Origin of the sequence: Kordia sp. (genome assembly GCF_965283645.1) — a bacterium.
In the GTDB taxonomy this organism is placed as follows: domain Bacteria; phylum Bacteroidota; class Bacteroidia; order Flavobacteriales; family Flavobacteriaceae; genus Kordia.
This window is the reverse complement of record NZ_CBDIPG010000001.1, coordinates 2,643,833-2,660,092: the sequence shown is the minus strand read 5'-3', so window position 1 is coordinate 2,660,092 and position 16,260 is coordinate 2,643,833. Positions and strand designations below refer to the sequence as shown.

The following is a 16,260-nucleotide window of genomic DNA, read 5'->3' as shown; positions in this document are numbered from 1 at the left end:
ATTAGTTAATTTGAGTCATTATTTTTAACAGTATCTTCAAGATTTTTAATGTAATACGAAGGATAGATTTTTGTGTGTGCTTTGAAGTATTTTGTGAACGAGTTTGTACTTTTATATCCAATTTCTTCCGCAATATGCTTGATGGAATAGTTCCGAAATTTTGAATCTTCTTTGAGTCGCTTCAACACATATTCAATGCGTAACTCGTTGATGTATTCATAAAATTTCTTTTCTTTATAAGTACTTATTATTTTAGATAAATAGGTTGTATTTGTCTTTACTTTTTTAGCCATATTTTGCAAATTACAATTGCTATTTAGAAAATATAACGATTGTTCTAGCTTTTCTAAACCTTCCAAAATGGCTTCTACTTTTTTATCTTTTATGATAATATTAGTTTTCTTTTCTGGAACTTTTTTAGCTTCTATTTGCAATACTAGTTTTTCAAAAATGATCTTGTTTTGTTTTCGAATCTTAAAAAATTTAAACAAAAAGAGACCGCACAATCCTAAGACAAAAATTATAAATAGAATCGCATATAGTAAACGATTTTCTAATTTAGACGTTAAGGATGATAAGTCATTATTTTGTTTTCGAACGGTTTCATACAACTCTTTTAGTACTTCAATATTTTGAACTTCATTGTACTTGTTGAGCTCAATATATTTTTCTGCATATTGCAAATGTTGTTCATTATTTTGCAATTGTTCATACGAGTTTGCCAACGCACGATACGTACCTAATAATTCTGGCGGATTGAAACTGTTTTTATCTGTAGAATTTTTTGTCGCAACAATAGTTTCTACATTTTTTAGAAATTGAATTGCTTTCTCATACGTTTTCAATTCATAATACGATTTTCCTATGTAATAGTAAATTTCGGTCAATCGTTTTTGATTGTTTAATCCTTTGGTAATTTTTTCAGCTTTGCTCAAATAATTGATCGCAACCTCAAAATCACCTTTTATAAAATATGCAATACCAATATCGATATAAAAATAACTTACACCTTCATCATCATTAATTGCCAAGCTTTTTTGCAATCCAATTTTCGAATACTGCAAGGTAGAATCTGGTTGTTGCAGACGTAAAAATGTACCGCCAATTCCCATGTATGAATTAATGACAATGAGCGGATCTTTAAACGTATGTTTTTCAGCCAAAAGCGCATTGTTTTTATAAATTTCCAACGCTTCTTCGTAAAATTCCATGCGTCTTTTTACTTTGGCAATGTTTGCCTTTGCACGAACAATTAATTCAATTTTTTCTGATGTTGTTCCGATATCGAGCGCTTTCAAATAGTTTGCCAATGCTTCTTTGTTATTTCCTAAATACACAATTGCATTTCCTTTAGCTAGAAAAGCAACTGCTTTTGAAAATTCATCTTTAAATAGATTGGCAGAAACAATTGCCGAATCTGAATATTTAATGGCGAGCGAATAATTACCTTCTATATTGGCAATACGACTTTTTTGAAAGTATGCATTGTAAATTCCTCGTTCGTTATTTTCGTGTTTACTTTTTTCGAGAAGAATTTGCGCATATTTATTGGCTAAATCTGGATTGGAATGTTTTTGCTGAATGATAAAAGTTAGCATTTCTTTAGAAGAAGCATTTTCGGGCATTTCCTGAGCCAAAATGGTTGAAGCTATAAGTACGAAACCAATAAAATTCCAAAATTTTGCCATCTTTCGTATCATAAAACTCTTTTTAATGGAAATACTATATTCTTTTATAAAAGCATATTAAAATGTCGGTGGAATATTTTAGGCATAACTTTTACAGAGAAGCGTAAAGGAGTTAAAAGTAGTAATAATAAAATATATTCATCTTGTTTTGAAGTTTTTCTGCATAAAAAAAGCTTCTCAAACGAGAAGCTTTTATAACTATATATGATGTTGTATGCTATTGACAGTTTGTTTGGTTTCCTGTAAGACACCAAGATCCTGTTTGATGTGTAGTTTCGCCACAATCAAAACATGAGCGAGTTGGTGTTTGCCAAGGCAGTGTTCCTCCTTTTAATGATTGTTGCCCTAATTGACTTACTTGCTTTTTATTTAATGCTAATTTTCTAAGTTGTTTTTTCATGATATTTCTATTTGTTAAGTTTTTAAATAATTGTTTTTTAAAATTTATTCAGGCATACTTCCACCACTGTAAATTCGTGTAGTTAAAAACGGAGGACACGGATCCATGGTACAATTTGTATCGTGACACATATTACCTCCTTTTACCTTGCTAGTACTTGTAGGCGTAATTGCAGAAATCTTTTCTTTTTTAAACACAAGCTTGTCAAAAGTAAATTCTTTGTTTAGGTTCTTTTTCTTCATGAGTATACGTTTTTAAGATTTTGTTAATTATATCAAGATAAATAACAAACACGTATAGTTACAGGAGTATATAAGTAGAAATATAAAAAATTTACGAATTTGCGCACAAAAAAACCAGAAGATAATCTTCTGGTTATGTATTGGTTTTTAGTGTTTTATGTTTGTAAAACTCTTTATTCAGAAATATTGAATTCACAAACCATTTGCCCAGGACAAATTGTAAGGTCTACAGAGTCAAATTTATTACTTCCAGGGCGAGTTCCACCTTTTAGCGCTTCTAATTGGTTCGCTTCCATATTCGCAATTAAACGCTTTCTTAAATACATAGTTTTTAAATTCTTTGTTTTCATAATTAATTATTTAAAGTTTAAGTTTTCGGTTTGAAAATAAACATATTTTAAGTAGTAGGGCACATGTTGTATTTGGAGTGCAACTCAAATTTATAAATTTGAGTGTTCCTTTTTCTCTTTTTCATTTAAATTTTGAATGTAAAATGAAGGATATAATTTGGTATGTGCTTTAAAGTGTTTTGTGAATGAATTGGTACTTTTGTACCCAATTTCTTCAGCGATATTTTTGATAGAATATTTTCGAAACTTAGAATCTTCTTTCAAACGTTTTAATACATATTGAATGCGTAACTCGTTAATATATTCCGTGAATTTCTTCTGCTTATGTACACCAATAATTTTTGATAAATAGCTTGTGTTCGTTTTTATTTTTTTTGCTACATTTTGCAAAGAACAATTACTATTTAAAAAATACAATGATGCTTCAAGTTTGTCCAAACGCGCTAAAATTTCTTGAACTTTTTTATCATGAATGATTACGTCAGTCTTTTTCTTTTGTTGACTTTCGCTTTCAATTTTTTTTAATAATTGTTCAAAAATAATTTTATTCTTCTTGCGCACTTTTATAAATCTCCAGATAAAATAGAAACAACATAATAACACTAATAATGCGGCAATTGAAACAATTTTGACAGTATCTTTCAATCGAGATTCTGAAGTACTCAATTCCTCATTTTCTTTATTCGCATTGTCTAATAAGGTTTCGTATACATTTGTACGATCAATGTCTTTTAGTTTGTCAAGTGTTTTGTAGTGTTCAAAACTTGCATTCGATTTTTCAATTTCACCTTCTTTTTTATACACATCCGCGAGTAATTCATGTGTTTTTAATAAAATATGCGGATTAAATTTTAGTGTATTTTTAGTCGTATTTTCTTGAGAAACGGTCTCTTTTGTCAATTCTAAAAATTCAATTGCTTTTGTATTATTTTTCAATCCAACATACGATTTTCCAATATAATAATACACTTCTACCAACCGTTTTTTGTTCTTTAATTGTAGTGTAATTGCTTCTGCTTTCTTTAAATAAGTATTCGCTTTTTCAAACTCACCTTTCATATAATACGCAATTCCCATATCAATATAAAAGTAACTTTGTCCTTCAACATCATTATTTATGGTCGCATATGTAAGTCCTGATGTTGCATAAAACAGCGTAGAATCTGGTTGTGATAAGGTTAAAAACGTACCTGTCAATCCTAAATAGGTGTTGATTCCTATGGTTTCTTTTTCAAGTCCGTGTTCATGACACAACTTGAAGTTTTTCCGAAACATCTTTAACGCTTCTTCATCAAAATGAACATTGCGTTTTACTTTGGCAATATTACCACGCGCTATAATTTGATTCCGAATGTGTTTGCTTTTTTCAGCATATTTTAACGCTTGTAAATAATATACTAATGAATTTTCATCATCTCCAGTATAGACAAACGTATTTCCTACTGTGATTAGCGCTTTGCTTATAAACACATCATTTTTCATCACTTTCGAAACATCTTCGGCACGTTTTGCATATAACATTCCTGTTTTGTAATCTCCCTGAATATTGGCAATTCGTGCAAGCTGATAATAGGCTTTAAAAATATATTCTAAGTTTTTAGCGGCTTCACTCTTTTGAAGTAATGTTGTTGCATTTTGTTTTGCCGCTTGTGGATCTGAAAATTTTTGTTTTACAATAAAATGATACATTTCCGAAAGGGACGTGTTTTCTGAAAGTTCTTGCGCTTGCGCTGAAAAAGAAAAAGTAACTATAAATACAATGATGGAAATCAAAAATTTAGCAACTATTCGCGTCATAAACCTTTTTTTTAGAAAATGTAGTTCAATATATGTTATGTGTTAAAACTAATAGAAATCGTGGTAGAACAACTTCAGCAATTCGTCATAAAAACGAATGACGTCTAAAATAAGAATAATAAAAATAGCATGTTGTTTTAAAAAGAAAAAGCAACGCTATAATCTCACAAGGAGAAGCGTTGCTTTCAAACAAACTTTGCGTTGATATTTATTATTACTGCAGTTTAGCAAGCATCATTTTAGCATTTTTATCATTTGCATCTAACGCCAATACTTTTTCGTAATTTTCCTTTGCCTTTTTATAATTTTTTGTTTCATAATACGCTTCAGCCAAGCTATCATAACAGTTTTTATCTTTTGGGAATAATTGAATATTCATTTTAAAAACGGTAATCGCTTTTGAAATTTCTTTTGCTTTTGAGCGAAGCAACATATATGCATACGTATTTAATTCTCTTGAATTTTTTAAATACGGCTTTAGTTTGGAAATCACTTTTTCTACGTTTTCTGTAACATAGTTTTCACCTTTCTTCTTGAAAATATTGTCTAGTTCAGTTACAACTTGATAGTTATGTTCGTATGATTTTCTACGACAAATCTTCAACAAATCAGCTTCCATACTTTCCACAGGATGCTCTACAATACGCCCAACTTCTTTGCCTTTTTTAGTATACACAATAAATGTTGGTACACGATGAATGTTCATATCTTTTTCTTCACCATTTGGACCTTGTTTGTAGTGTTCGCGACCGTTATTAAGTCCAACAACACGAATATTATTGGCTGGAAAATTGGCATCTTCTAACACTTTATAAAACTTTGGCACTTCACGTTTGCTGTCGCCACACCAAGTTCCCATAAAAATGGTAATCGTATATTTTTTAAGCTTTCGTTGTAGCTTTGTTATAATTTCCGCATCAGGTTCGTACGCTTCATAATTTGGTGTAAACCACTTGTCAAAAGTATTAGACGTTAATCCTTCTTTCGTAATTTCGCCTAACATTTTTTCGCGTCCTCTAGTATCTTTTGTAACTTGATTTACTTCTTGCGAAAGCAATATTTGACATAAAAAAAGTGTCATTAATGTTGTAAAAAGTCTGTTCATTTTTTGGTTGTTTTAAATTGATATGTCAAAACTCGTTCAACTCAAACAAATACACTAAAAAAGTGTACAGCATGCACAGATACCTTTATAAAAAGCATTTTTGGAAAAGATGTATTTCTTGTGCCAAAAACAGAAGTTTATACAACAAAGCGTGTATTTTGTCCGCTTATATTTGATCATTTCTAGCTTTCTTAGTACTTTGATTGCTTGTAAAAAAACCAACATGAACTTTTTTAGCTATAGAATTTCTAAAATTCTGATTCACATTTTATTCTGGACATTGTTCATTTTTGTTTCTTTATTTTACTTTTCAGATTATTATTGGACAGAAAATCCATTTTTGCAATACTTATCTATTTTAGTGATTATCGTATATGTAAACGATTTTTTATTATTGCCTTTTTTTGAAAAGAAAAAGTGGTATACGTTGTACATTTTACTAATTACATTGATTAGTTTTTTGGCGACACAATTATATTGTAATGTCTTTGCGGAATGTGGTTGTAGTGTGGTAAAATGCTTGTCGGACTATGTTTGGCAAACCATTGTACCCATTATATTTTTCTCTTTTATTTGGATGTTATTTCGGTATTTAAAGAAGAAAGATGAGGTAGAAGCCATTCAGCAAAAACACACTGAAATGGAGTTGAAATTTTTAAAATCGCAGATAAATCCGCATGTATTATTCAACAATTTAAACACTATTTATTCGTATTCGTTAGAAAAACCTGCGCAAGTTCCTGATATGATTTTAATGCTTTCAAATAACCTGAAACATGTGTTGTATGAAAGCAATGCCACGTTTGTTTTGTTGGAAAAAGAACTCACTTTTATAGATAATTATATTAAATTTCAAGAAATTCGGACAGAAGGCATCAAAACGATTCAATATGCAACAGCGATTGATCGTGCGGATTATATGATTGCGCCTTTGTTGTTAATTACAATTATTGAAAACGCCTTTAAACATAGCACAATCGATAGTGTAATTGATTTAAAAATTGAGGTGATAGATGCTGTTTTAGTGTGTAAATGTTCAAATGTGTTTGATCCGACTAGGGAAACAGAAGAAGATAAAATTGGACTACAAAACTTAAAAAAGCGACTGGAATTAATTTATAAAGATAACTATCAGCTTATGATTGATGCCGCTGAAAAATATTGTGTCACTTTGAAACTAAAACTCTCATGAAATGTATCATAATTGAAGATGAAATTCCTGCACAACGCATTCTGAAAAGTTACATAGGTAAAGTGTCATATTTGGAATTGGTTGGAACGTTTAATGCTGCTTTGAAAGCATATGATACGTTACATTCGGAAGCTATTGATGTAATTTTTTTAGATATCAATTTACCAGATATTTCTGGATTGAGTTTTCTGCGAACGCTCAAAAATCCACCAACAATTATCATGACAACTGCATATCCTGATTATGCTGTGGAAAGTTTCGAATTTGAAACAATTATTGATTATTTAGTCAAACCTTTTTCATTGGAACGTTTCCTAAAAGCAATTCAAAAAACACAGCGAAATCAACCAAAAGCAGCGGTGACAGAAACAGTAAAAACACCTTCAGAAACGTTATTTTTAAACGTTGATAAAACCTTTCATAAAATTCAATTTCAAGATATTTATTATGTCGAATCGGAACGAAATTATTTAACATTGGTCAGCAAACAGCAAAAATTATCTTTCATTGCAAGTTTGCGAACGTGGAAAGAAAAATTACCGCAAAATCAATTCATCCAAATTCATAAATCGTTTGTGATAAATGTAAAACATGTAGAGAAAATTACAGGAAACGAAGTATATATTTATGACAAACGTATTCCTGTTGGCAGAACTTTTAAAGCAAGATTATTTGAAGTGTTAGAAATCAACTGAAAATAATAAGTACCTTTATATGTAGAAAGTATTTCTGTGATTTTCGATAGGACATTTTACAAAAGAAAACGTCAATTCGATTGATTTTTATAGCGCGTTTATGCGAAATAGAAAAACTGTATTGAGAATACTTTTTTGAACTATTATATAAATTAGTAAAAGTATCAAATGGAAAGCCAAGAATTAAAAGTAGCTCTTATACAAACCAACCTTGTTTGGGAACATCCAGCGGAAAATAGAAAACAATTAGGTGAAAAGATACATGCTATTTCTGAAGCTGTCGATTTGATTGTGTTGCCCGAAATGTTTACATCAGGTTTTACTATGAATCCAGCACATATTGCCGAAACTATGCTTGGTGAAACGTTAACCTGGTTAAAAAAGCTAGCAAAAGAAAAGAATACCGCAATTACAGGAAGTTTGGTCATTTCGGAACACGGAAATCACTACAACCGATCTGTTTTTGTATTGCCTTCTGGAAACGTAGAAACTTATGATAAACGCCATACATTTACCTTAGCCGGCGAACATGAAGTATACACAGCTGGAACTTCAAAAAATATAATTACATACAAAGGTTGGAAAATTTGTACACTAATTTGTTACGATTTACGCTTTCCTGTTTGGGCTCGAAATGTGGAAAATTATGATATATTGTTGTATGTTGCCAATTGGCCAAAACCGAGAATTAATGCTTGGGACGCGTTACTAAAAGCACGTGCAATTGAAAACATGAGTTATTGCATTGGTGTGAATAGAGTAGGACTCGACGCAAATTCGCATCAATATTCTGGACATTCTGCGGCGTATGATGTGTTGGGTGAAAAATTAACGAATATTGAACCAAACCAAGAAGAAACTGCAATTGTAACACTTACAAAAACTAACATTGAAACGTATAGAAATAAGTTGAAGTTTTTAGATGATAAAGACACTTTCTTATTTGCTTAGTAAATTACTCAATTTGAGTTGGCGTGATTCTGAACTTGATTCAGAATCTCATACTATTTTGCGAATACTTACTTAAAAATAAGCGTTGCATCCCAATCCCAATTAGGGCGAATTTTCATCTTCTCAGGATGATAAATAACACGTTCAGGTTGAATGTTTTTCAAGTAATTTCCCGTATCCCATTTTCCATTTTTATTGGAATCAAGTATCACACGAATAAAAATATTTTGAGGCTCAACGTTTAGAAAATCATAGCTGGGTTTTGGTTCTGTAACATATTCTTCAGCAATGACTTCAAGTTTTTCCGTTACAACCTGAATAATTAAAGGGTATTCTTTAGCATTTTGAAGTATTAATTTAATATTTGCATACTCTTTTGTTTCTTTTGTTGTGAGTCTGTAACTCAACGTGTCATTGGCTTCTTCAAAGAAATCTGTAATTGTTTTTGGCAACATCGTAACCGTATAACGCTGACTTTCTTCCTTCTCAAAAGAAATGTCTAAGCTATTTTTTTCTTCATTAAATTTCGAAGTAAATTCTACTGCAACGGAATCTTTATTTTGAATTGAAATGACACTTTTATCAATAGCAACAATTGGCGTATTGGCACTTATACTAAAATCATCATTCAACGGAATGCTTCCTCTGTGATTTGGTTTCAGTCGTAAAGAATCACCTTTTAAATCCTTCATTTTTACCGTAAACTCTGTCTCATATGCATCATTAGATACTTTAAAAATCAATGAATCTGTTTTAGGTGTTAAATGCTTAAACCAATAACGTAAGGTATCTTTTTCGGGATCTTGCGTAATTTTATATCGGAAACTATCGGATACTTTCGACAGTAAATCAATCTTCATATTTTTATTCTCACCTTCATATCCAAATGCAATCATTTCTTTGGAAATTTGTGCAGGACGTGTCGCTCTAAAAGCAAGAATTTCTTTAAACAACGTAATTGTATATGTAGAATCTGTTGGAACAGTTACTTCTTGTTCAACATATCCAATTTTGTCAGTTTTTGGATTGAATAGATAATTGCTGGCAACATCTTTCATGGCAACTAACTTGTATGTTCCTGCGCGCAAGTTTGAAAGTTTAAAGTCCGAAACACTATCTAAGGTATTTGTAATATACGTTGGCGTTTGTTTGTAAATAGTAGAATCGTTATAGGTAGAATCTATTTCATACAACATTACAGAAACAAACGTTTCAGGATTTTTATTCAATGCATCTTTGATGGCGCCGCCAACTTCTAAGGAATCAATGTATGATCCTGTAGAAAATACATATTTAAAATATTTATATGGATTTTCTTCATTATTATCCACAATACTTTGTCCAAAATTAAAAGAATATGTAGTATTATCTTGAAGTGTATCAAGAATTTGGATATCAATATATTTGCTAGCGCCACTTTGCGGATATACAGTATAACCACCTTCTTTTATAGGTGGCGAGATAATTAATTGCTTGCGAATATCTTTCACTTTAATATATTCATTAAAATAAATTCGAATCCGCTTTTCATCAAAATTAGTAGTAAACTCTTCAGGTTGCGATTTTACCATTTTTGGCGGTTCAGTATCAGGTTCTCCACCTGTAGGAACTCCTCGTTTGGCACAATTTATCAAAGATAAAAAGATGAATGTTGCAATGCTGAAAAATAATAAACGATGTTTCATTAACGATAACTAAAAATAATGTGGTACAAATAAACTAATTATTTTTGGGACATACGAACGATTTAACTTGCTATTGACATAGTTGCAATACTAATTTTAATATTTGGAATTTTTTTGAGCGCATTTGCGCAGGCTTCTAACGTTGCGCCTGTAGTAATAATATCGTCCACAAGAAGAATATGTGCGTTTTCTAATTTTCCAAAATTTTCAATTTCAAAAGAGTGTTGTGCTGTCATCCAACGCGCTGTACGTTTTTTAAATGCTTGTGTTTTTGTATTACTCACTTTTACCAACACATCATCAACATAGGTTGCATTTAAATGTGTTGCCAGCTGTTGTCCAAAAGTTGTAACTTGATTGTAGCCGCGTTTTTGCAATCGTTTTTTGTGTAGTGGAACAGGAATTATATGTGTAATGGTTTCATAGGAAGTTTCACTTTTTAAGTCGTTTCCGAGTAAATTTCCAAGAATAGTGCCAATTTCTTGTTGTCCTTTATACTTAAGTTGATGCAAAAGTTGTTGTACCATTCCATTTTTCTTGTAATGTAGTAATGCCGTTGCATTTTGTAGCAATACACGTCCGTAAAAGCTATTCAGTACAGGATTTTGGGCATGTTTATGATAAGAAGTAAAAGGTAAATTATGGCGACAATGTGTGCAAATATGCTGTTCTTGATGTAATAATTTATCAGAACAACCTAAGCAAATTGCTGGAAAAAAGGCAGAAACAATATAATTTAATATCTTTACCAACTTGAAACGTTAAAATTTTAACATATTTAAACTAAAAGTACTACTTTTTTTATGAGTGGCATCACAAAAGATACAATTCAAAAAATATTACTGATTGCTTTAGCGGCAATGACTGTATCAATGGTGCTAATTTCTGTCTTCAATTATAATGATACTCAAGAAAAGAACAATTATCTTGACAATGAAAAAGTATTGGTTCGTGAAGAATTAATGGACATCATTAAAAATTACGATCATTTAGCCAAAATAAATACAGCAGATCGTTCAATTTTGAAATCTGAAAGGCGAAAGGCAAAAGCATTACTCAAAAAAGTAGAGCAATCTGTTTTAGACTACGATAGTATTATTAGTTATCGAAAACAATTGCTTGCGTTACGAAAAACCAATCGTGAATTACATCGCAAGCATGAAGGGACAATACAAGGCGGAAATTTGAACTCTAGCTACTTTCAGTAGTAATTTTCTTTAGTTACCAATTTTCACATTTAAAAAATGCAAAGAATAGTGCAAAAAAGGCACGATTTTCTGAATATTTTCTTTACTTCGCGTTATATTCAAAAACATTCATCAGTCATACTAAAAATCTCTTCCATTGGATAGATTAAAATTTTTTAGAGAAGCAATACGCGATATCAAAACTTCGGGAACTATTTTCCCAAGTTCACGATTTTTATCGCGCAGAATCGTTAAAAATATTGATTTTTCTACGGTAAAAGTTATTGTAGAATTTGGTCCAGGAAATGGAATCATCACTAAAGAAATTTTAAAAAGAATTCAACCACACACTAAACTAATTACTTTTGAAATTAACGAGAAGTTTATTGAATCTTTAGACAAAATCAAGCATTCTCAATTAGTTATTGAAAAAGTATCAGCGGAAGATGTTGCATCAATTCTAAAAAAACACGGATATGACAAGGCAGATTGTATCATTTCAAGCTTGCCATTAACCAACATTCCAACAGAAATAAGTGACCGCATCCTTGATAATTCTTACAAAATCATGGAAAAAAATAGCTTATTTGTTCAATACCAATACAGTCTTACTTACTACAAAAAACTAAAGGAAGTATTTCATGATAATGTGAAATTATCCTTTGAAGCTTTTAACATTCCGCCAGCTTTTGTATATATCGCGCAAAAATAGCTTGTAGCTAATTCACAAACGTTTTATATTTGCGCCATGGCAAAACAAGACGATCAATTTAAGAAGGTAGTATCGCACGCAAAAGAATACGGTTATATATTTCAATCAAGTGAAATTTATGACGGGTTAAGTGCTGTATACGATTATGCTCAAAATGGAGCAGAGTTAAAGAAAAATATACGCGACTATTGGTGGAAAGCAATGGTGCAAATGAATGAAAATATTGTTGGAATTGATGCCGCAATATTAATGCATCCAACTACGTGGAAAGCTTCTGGGCACGTGGACGCGTTTAATGATCCTTTGATTGATAATAAAGATTCTAAAAAAAGATATCGCGCAGATGTTTTGGTAGAAGATTATTGTGAAAAAATTAGAACAAAAATTGAAAAAGAAGTCAAAAAAGCGGCAAAACGTTTTGGTGATGCTTTCAATAAAGAAGAATTTGTAACTACAAACGGTCGTGTTGTAGGCTATCAAGAAAAAATAAACACAATTCTTGCTCGTTTAGCAAAATCGTTAGAGAATGAAGATTTAGACGACGTAAAAGCATTAATTGAAGAGTTGGGAATTGCAGATCCAGTTTCGGGTTCAAAAAACTGGACAGAAGTGAAGCAATTCAATCTTATGTTTGGAACAAAATTAGGTGCTTCCGCAGATACGGCAATGGACTTATATTTACGTCCTGAAACTGCACAAGGTATTTTTGTAAATTTCTTAAATGTGCAAAAAACTGGAAGAATGAAAATTCCTTTCGGGATAGCACAAACAGGAAAAGCATTCCGTAACGAAATTGTGGCACGTCAGTTTATCTTTAGACAACGTGAATTTGAACAAATGGAAATGCAATTCTTTGTAAAACCAGGAACACAAAAAGAATGGTATGAAGCTTGGAAAGAAAACCGTATGAAGTGGCATTTATCATTAGGAATGGGCGCGGAGAATTACCGTTTTCACGATCATGAAAAATTAGCACATTATGCAGATGCCGCGGCAGATATTGAATTTAAATTCCCATTTGGTTTTAAAGAATTGGAAGGAATTCATTCACGTACCGACTTCGATTTAAAAGCACACGAAAAGCATTCAGGAAAAAAGTTGCAATACTTTGATCATGAAGCAAAAGAAAGCTACGTTCCGTATGTGGTAGAAACATCTATTGGATTGGATCGTATGTTTTTAGCAATCTTTTCAAATTCATTAATAGATGAAACATTGGAAGATGGTTCTGAACGAACGGTTTTACGTTTGCCAGCTGTATTAGCACCAACAAAAGCGGCGGTTTTGCCATTGATAAAAAAAGATGGTTTGCCAGAAATTGCACGTAAAATTATGGATGATTTAAAGTTTGATTTCAATGTAATATACGATGAAAAAGATGCTGTCGGACGTCGTTACAGAAGACAGGATGCGGCAGGAACACCATTTTGTATCACGGTTGATCATGATACGTTGGAAGATAATATGGTAACCATTCGTCATAGAGATACGATGGAACAACAACGTGTAAAAATTGAAGATGTTCGAAGCATTATCATGAAAGAAGTTGACATGCGTGCTTGGCTCATGAAAATGTAGTTCATAGAAATTTATACAACTAAAAGAGGTTTTCTAAAAGTGTTGAAAGTCATGCTGAATTAAGTTCGGTTTGATGAAATTTCAATTTTCTGGAAAACCTCTTTTTTATAGATAATATCATCTGTTTTTAAACACTTAATTTATTGAAAATTAATTATCTATGAAATTATACGATTGATAATATCATCCGTTTTATTTAGAATTTGAATTGAAGAATACAAAATGATGCTTCATATTTGTATGTAAACAAACAAGAGATACTTATATTCACTTGGAAATTCTCGTGAACGGAGTATTTAAAAAATCAACCATGCAAGATCATTCAGAAACTATACAACGACTTACGCGAAAGCTAGAATTGTTGTCAAAAAAGCAACAACAATTTTCCAGAGAAATTAATGATTTGCGTTTTCAAATAGAATCCTTAAAAGCTACAAAATGGTCAGCTATTACAGAAAAACAAGAAGCAAAAGAGGAAAAACCTAAACCAATTATAACTCCTGAAAAAGTAGCCAAAGAAACTGTTGCAACCCCGAAAATAGTTGCAGAAAAGACAATTCTGGCGTTTACCCCTGAACCAAAGAAAGCAGAAGCATCGTTTGCTCAAAAATCAAATCTTGAAAAATTTATTGGAGAAAATCTACTAAACAAAATAGGAATCATCATCACAATTATTGGTGTGGCAATTGGTGTAAAATATTCTATAGAACATGAACTCATTACACCAACAACACGAATAATTTTAGGATATTTATGCGGAATTGGATTGTTAGGTTTTGGTATCAAACTAAAAAAGAAATATGAAAATTACAGCGCAGTTTTAGTCAGTGGAGGCATTGCAGTTTTATATTTCATCACCTATGCCGCGTTTAGTTTTTATGGTTTAATTCCTCAATTACTAGCGTTTATTCTCATGACATTATTTACGGTGTTTGGCGTTTATACTGCGATAAAATATAACCGACAAGTTATTGCGCATATTGGTTTGGTTGGCGCGTATGCAGTTCCGTTTTTAGTAAGTACTAATTCTGGAAATGTGCTGGTTTTATTCTCATACATGACCATTATCAATATTGGAATCTTAACAATTTCATTCAAAAAATATTGGAAACCATTATTGGGTTCATCATTTGGAATTACATGGTTAATCTACCTTACTTGGTTTGTTTCAGATTATAGAATAGACAATCATTTTGGCATAGCATTGACGTTCTTATTTGTGTTTTTTGCAATCTTCTACATTACAATTTTAGCGTATAAGTTGATAAAAAAAGAAGCCTACAATGCAACTGATATCATCTTACTTTTATTCAACACATTTTTAATGTATGGTATTGGATATTTACTATTAAATAGACATTCAATTGGTGCGCAATTTTTGGGTATTTTCACTTTATTAAATGCATTTGTACACTTAATAGTAAGCTACATTTTGTACACTCGAAAAGATTCAGATAGAAGTTTGCTATATCTAGTTTTCGGATTGGTCATTACGTTTGTTACATTGGCCATTCCAGTTCAGCTTGACGGAAATTGGGTTACAATCTTATGGGTTTTTGAAGCTGCCATACTGTTCTGGGTTGGACGTACAAAAGGTATAAAAATCTATGAGAAATTATCATATCCTGTAATGCTGTTAGCCTTTTTAAGTCTTGTACATGATTGGGAAGCTTTGTATGTAAGTTCGTATGATTATTCCGTAGAAACGAGAATATTACCAATTATAAACATGAATTTCTTAGGTTCATTCTTATGCATGCTAGCTTTTGGATATATTACCTATTTATTTTATAAAAAAGAATACACTTCGTCTTTAAAGTTATCTAAAACAATAGCGCAGTTTTTGTCTGTTGTGATTCCTAGTATCTTCTTATTTTCTGTATATTTTTCGTTTCGAGTAGAAATTGCAAACTACTGGAATCAACTACATATCGATTCTGGGTTGGGAAGCAATTTAAATAGACTCAAAAATTCAAATTATAACTTCTTAGAGTTCAAAATAATTTGGGTTATCAACTATTCGTTGTTTTTCTTGGCAGTTCTTTCCTTTGTAAATATCAAAAAGATAAAAAATGAAACATTCGGATATGTTACACTTGCGTTGAATGTGTTTGCTATTTTTATATTTCTTACACAAGGATTATTCGCGCTAAGCGAACTCAGAGATGCATACATGCAGCAATCAATAGATACGGGTATATATGCACTTATAATTCGATATATTTCATACTTATTTGTAATATTATTATTGATGACTACGCGTACATATGTGCGTCAAGAATTTATCAAAAAGAACCTAAAAGTAATTTTTTATGGAATATTTCATATCACTATCTTAAGTATTTTAAGTAGTGAATTAATTCATTGGTTAGACATTGCTTCTAACGCGGCTTCGGATAAACTCGGGTTGAGTATTTTATGGGGAACGTATGCTTTATTTGTGATTGTATTAGGAATTTGGAAACGGAACAAATATTTACGAATTGGCGCCATTGCACTTTTCGGAATAACGCTTGTAAAATTGTTTTTATACGACATTGCACACTTAACAACCATTGCAAAAACAATTGTATTTGTGTCGTTAGGAGTATTATTACTCATCATTTCATTTCTGTATAATAAATACAAAAACAACATATTTGAAGAAGATTCAGAAGAAGAAATTGCTTAAAATAGAT

15 protein-coding genes are annotated in these 16,260 nt (G+C 31.3%); 7 read left to right on the top strand and 8 right to left on the bottom strand.

The genetic code is table 11. The features are described 5' to 3' along the window. Positions 1-5 precede the first annotated feature (5 nt). From ACQ654_RS11745 to ACQ654_RS11720, 6 genes are all read right to left on the bottom strand, one after another. Positions 6-1,700 (bottom strand): helix-turn-helix domain-containing protein, encoded by a 1,695-nt coding sequence (locus ACQ654_RS11745; protein WP_430410523.1) that lies wholly within the window; start codon positions 1,698-1,700, stop codon positions 6-8. A gap of 205 nt (positions 1,701-1,905) precedes the next feature. Next, positions 1,906-2,088, bottom strand: a complete 183-nt coding sequence (locus ACQ654_RS11740) for a hypothetical protein (protein WP_430410522.1) — start codon at positions 2,086-2,088, stop codon at positions 1,906-1,908. Positions 2,089-2,132: 44 nt separating this feature from the next. Next, on the bottom strand, positions 2,133-2,330 hold the full coding sequence (locus tag ACQ654_RS11735; RefSeq protein WP_430410521.1) for a hypothetical protein: 198 nt from the start codon (positions 2,328-2,330) through the stop codon (positions 2,133-2,135). A gap of 173 nt (positions 2,331-2,503) precedes the next feature. Continuing rightward, positions 2,504-2,680: a hypothetical protein gene (locus ACQ654_RS11730; protein ID WP_430410520.1), complete on the bottom strand. Its 177-nt coding sequence runs from the start codon at positions 2,678-2,680 to the stop codon at positions 2,504-2,506. A gap of 90 nt (positions 2,681-2,770) precedes the next feature. Beyond that, the gene (locus tag ACQ654_RS11725; protein WP_430410519.1) at positions 2,771-4,477 is read right to left on the bottom strand and encodes a helix-turn-helix domain-containing protein; all 1,707 of its coding nucleotides are present in this window, start codon (positions 4,475-4,477) and stop codon (positions 2,771-2,773) included. A 214-nt stretch (positions 4,478-4,691) separates the two neighbouring features. After that, the gene (locus ACQ654_RS11720) at positions 4,692-5,582 is read right to left on the bottom strand and encodes a thioredoxin family protein (protein ID WP_430410518.1); all 891 of its coding nucleotides are present in this window, start codon (positions 5,580-5,582) and stop codon (positions 4,692-4,694) included. 223 nt (positions 5,583-5,805) lie between these two features. Here ACQ654_RS11720 and ACQ654_RS11715 point away from each other — a divergent pair, with 223 nt between their 5' ends. From ACQ654_RS11715 to ACQ654_RS11705, 3 genes are all read left to right on the top strand, one after another. Then, complete coding sequence (locus ACQ654_RS11715; RefSeq protein WP_430410517.1) at positions 5,806-6,774, top strand: sensor histidine kinase; 969 nt, start codon at positions 5,806-5,808, stop codon at positions 6,772-6,774. Then, positions 6,771-7,469 carry a LytR/AlgR family response regulator transcription factor gene (locus ACQ654_RS11710; protein WP_430410516.1) on the top strand — a complete coding sequence of 233 codons (699 nt, stop codon included), beginning with the start codon at positions 6,771-6,773 and terminating at the stop codon, positions 7,467-7,469. Before ACQ654_RS11715 ends, ACQ654_RS11710 begins: the two co-directional genes overlap by 4 nt. A gap of 168 nt (positions 7,470-7,637) precedes the next feature. Next, positions 7,638-8,420: an amidohydrolase gene (locus ACQ654_RS11705; protein WP_430410515.1), complete on the top strand. Its 783-nt coding sequence runs from the start codon at positions 7,638-7,640 to the stop codon at positions 8,418-8,420. A 68-nt stretch (positions 8,421-8,488) separates the two neighbouring features. On the opposite strand, the gene ACQ654_RS11700 is transcribed toward ACQ654_RS11705, so the two are convergent. Together ACQ654_RS11700 and ACQ654_RS11695 are read right to left on the bottom strand one after the other, a co-directional pair. After that, the gene (locus ACQ654_RS11700) at positions 8,489-10,105 is read right to left on the bottom strand and encodes an Ig-like domain-containing protein (RefSeq protein ID WP_430410514.1); all 1,617 of its coding nucleotides are present in this window, start codon (positions 10,103-10,105) and stop codon (positions 8,489-8,491) included. Positions 10,106-10,167: 62 nt separating this feature from the next. Next, entirely contained in the window at positions 10,168-10,857 is a 690-nt protein-coding gene (locus ACQ654_RS11695) for a ComF family protein (protein ID WP_430410513.1), read from the bottom strand. Positions 10,858-10,908: 51 nt separating this feature from the next. Here ACQ654_RS11695 and ACQ654_RS11690 point away from each other — a divergent pair, with 51 nt between their 5' ends. From ACQ654_RS11690 to ACQ654_RS11675, 4 genes are all read left to right on the top strand, one after another. Beyond that, a complete protein-coding gene (locus ACQ654_RS11690) occupies positions 10,909-11,313 on the top strand; it encodes a hypothetical protein (protein ID WP_430410512.1) in 405 nt (134 codons plus the stop codon). Positions 11,314-11,449: 136 nt separating this feature from the next. After that, positions 11,450-12,004, top strand: coding sequence for a class I SAM-dependent methyltransferase (locus ACQ654_RS11685; protein WP_430410511.1), 555 nt, complete (start codon positions 11,450-11,452; stop codon positions 12,002-12,004). Between the two features lie 36 nt (positions 12,005-12,040). Continuing rightward, entirely contained in the window at positions 12,041-13,582 is a 1,542-nt protein-coding gene (locus tag ACQ654_RS11680; protein WP_430410510.1) for a glycine--tRNA ligase, read from the top strand. A gap of 310 nt (positions 13,583-13,892) precedes the next feature. Further along, positions 13,893-16,253, top strand: a complete 2,361-nt coding sequence (locus ACQ654_RS11675; RefSeq protein WP_430410509.1) for a DUF2339 domain-containing protein — start codon at positions 13,893-13,895, stop codon at positions 16,251-16,253. The last annotated feature ends 7 nt before the right edge of the window (positions 16,254-16,260 follow it).

Coding starts and splice junctions, on each gene's coding strand:
- ACQ654_RS11700 (WP_430410514.1), bottom strand. CDS start 10,105: ATGAAACATCGTTTATTATTTTTCAGCATTGCAACATTCATCTTTTTA.
- ACQ654_RS11680 (WP_430410510.1), top strand. CDS start 12,041: ATGGCAAAACAAGACGATCAATTTAAGAAGGTAGTATCGCACGCAAAA.
- ACQ654_RS11705 (WP_430410515.1), top strand. CDS start 7,638: ATGGAAAGCCAAGAATTAAAAGTAGCTCTTATACAAACCAACCTTGTT.
- ACQ654_RS11715 (WP_430410517.1), top strand. CDS start 5,806: ATGAACTTTTTTAGCTATAGAATTTCTAAAATTCTGATTCACATTTTA.
- ACQ654_RS11690 (WP_430410512.1), top strand. CDS start 10,909: ATGAGTGGCATCACAAAAGATACAATTCAAAAAATATTACTGATTGCT.
- ACQ654_RS11730 (WP_430410520.1), bottom strand. CDS start 2,680: ATGAAAACAAAGAATTTAAAAACTATGTATTTAAGAAAGCGTTTAATT.
- ACQ654_RS11735 (WP_430410521.1), bottom strand. CDS start 2,330: ATGAAGAAAAAGAACCTAAACAAAGAATTTACTTTTGACAAGCTTGTG.
- ACQ654_RS11740 (WP_430410522.1), bottom strand. CDS start 2,088: ATGAAAAAACAACTTAGAAAATTAGCATTAAATAAAAAGCAAGTAAGT.
- ACQ654_RS11745 (WP_430410523.1), bottom strand. CDS start 1,700: ATGATACGAAAGATGGCAAAATTTTGGAATTTTATTGGTTTCGTACTT.
- ACQ654_RS11720 (WP_430410518.1), bottom strand. CDS start 5,582: ATGAACAGACTTTTTACAACATTAATGACACTTTTTTTATGTCAAATA.
- ACQ654_RS11725 (WP_430410519.1), bottom strand. CDS start 4,477: ATGACGCGAATAGTTGCTAAATTTTTGATTTCCATCATTGTATTTATA.
- ACQ654_RS11710 (WP_430410516.1), top strand. CDS start 6,771: ATGAAATGTATCATAATTGAAGATGAAATTCCTGCACAACGCATTCTG.
- ACQ654_RS11675 (WP_430410509.1), top strand. CDS start 13,893: ATGCAAGATCATTCAGAAACTATACAACGACTTACGCGAAAGCTAGAA.